Source organism: Pseudoalteromonas sp. SR43-2, assembly GCF_014163885.1.
Taxonomy (GTDB): Bacteria; Pseudomonadota; Gammaproteobacteria; order Enterobacterales; family Alteromonadaceae; genus Pseudoalteromonas; species Pseudoalteromonas distincta.
The window spans coordinates 1-1,889 of record NZ_JACJED010000043.1 but is presented as its reverse complement, the minus strand read 5'-3'; the positions used below and the strand labels follow the sequence as shown (position 1 = coordinate 1,889).

Here is a 1,889-nt window from a genome sequence, read left to right as displayed (position 1 = left end):
ACGAACTAAGTAATATTATTAGAAATGTTATATATTCAGTTAATACGTAGCGATACTAATTAAGCCACGAGTCTGGTGCGAGACGCTAGGGGCCCGGACCGCACTGAGTAGTTAAACCAAACAGTACGAAGGCGAGCCCCGGCCAACGATAGTGTAGCATTTGCTATGTGAAAGTAGGACATTACCAGGCTTCAAATTGTAGAGACCCGTTACAGCAATGTGACGGGTTTTTTGCTTTCTGGGATTTAGTAAATAGCCAGAGCCCATGCCGAACTAAGTAGTGAAACCAAACAGCTCGAAGGCGAGCCCCGACCAACGATAGTGTAGCATTTGCTATGTGACTTTCTACCGCTGTGGGCACTACGACATTATCAGGCTTCAAATTGTAGAGACCCGTTACAACAATGTGACGGGTTTTTTGCTTTCTGGGATTTAGTAAATAGCCAAGAGCCCATGCCGAACTAAGTAGTGAAACCAAACAGCTCGAAGGCGAGCCCCACGGAAGGCCGCCCTGACACAAAGAGAGTGTAGCATTTCACTGTGACTCTCCACCGCTGTGGGCACAACGATATCCTACTGCGTAGCGCACCGACTTCAAATCGTAGAGAGCCCGACTAGAAATCGTCGGGCTTTTTTACGTTTGCAGAAAAGTGAAATATGCGCAATTAATATACACTCATACCAACACCATCGAGTAGGGCGGAAAAATAGATCACTTAATTAAGCTAATTGGTATAAAAATAAAATTGTGAACTACCGAATTTACGTTTTCGGTTTGTGTAAGCAGTTGTTTAGGTGAAGTATTAAACAGAATTTATAAATTAGTTTGATTAGTTCATTATAACTCGTTAACTAACCACAGACTTAGCTTGTTTATGAGGGCAATGAATACTAATATGATTTCATGATCTTATAACTAAATCTATTGGCTTAGTTGTTTTAAAATTACTACCAATAATGATTGTGAGCTGTAACTTAAATGCCTTATGAAACATTTGTAGATGACTCTGCATCGCTAGTTGAATTTACCCGAGTTTACTTAGCTATTTTTTATACTTTTGTTGCCGGATTTTATACATTTAGAATTATTTATAAAAATCGAAATACACCATCAGGCGTTATTTATCCCGGTGATAAATTTTGTACTAGTTGGTGGAACCATATGGTTTTTAAATTTTTCAGGGCTGCTATTTGGTTTGTATGTGTAATTAGAGTGTTTGTACCTGAGTTAGATAGCTATCTTGGGCTATTCCCAATACTCAATGGCTGGCCAGGCGTATTATTTGGCGATGTATTATTGACCGCAGGCTTTATTTTAACGATGTTTGTACATTTTCATATGGCAGCCCTTTGGCGTTCAGGAATTGATCCTAAGGGACCACATGAACTTAAAACATCAGGATTATATGAATACTCTAGGAATCCGATGTATTTAGGCGTTGTAGCTGCACAGGTGGGGTTCTTTTTAGCCTTACCTAGTATATTTAGTTTGACCTGTTTAGTTATTGGTTTTACAGCTATATATAGACAAACATTAGTTGAGGAGGCTCATTTAGCCCATCGTTTTTCTACAGAATATAAAGAGTATAAACAACTAGTCCCTCGCTGGTTATAGCTTGGGATTGAGCTTTAAATACATGGATTTTTAAGGCAAGAGTAAAGAAGTGTTCTGTATTGGCTTGCTAAAATCTAGCACGATAGACATAAATCAGATCACTTTTTTTTGTTTTATACCAATTCGCTTAATTAAGTGATCTATTTTGAGGATGGAAAAACGTGTTGATAGCTAGGCAAAAAATTTGCTATTTAGTTGTTCTCGGCAATTGCTCCTGCATTGCTCTACCTTCTGCATCCATGCAGTCGTAAATGAGAATTTTTTAACACAGGTA

1 protein-coding gene is annotated in these 1,889 nt (G+C 38.5%); it reads left to right on the top strand.

What is annotated here, in order from left to right; all coding sequences use genetic code 11:
- The first annotated feature begins 979 nt into the window (after positions 1–979).
- Entirely contained in the window at positions 980–1,615 is a 636-nt protein-coding gene (locus H5120_RS19995; RefSeq protein WP_182671906.1) for an isoprenylcysteine carboxylmethyltransferase family protein, read from the top strand.
- Positions 1,616–1,889 lie beyond the last annotated feature (274 nt).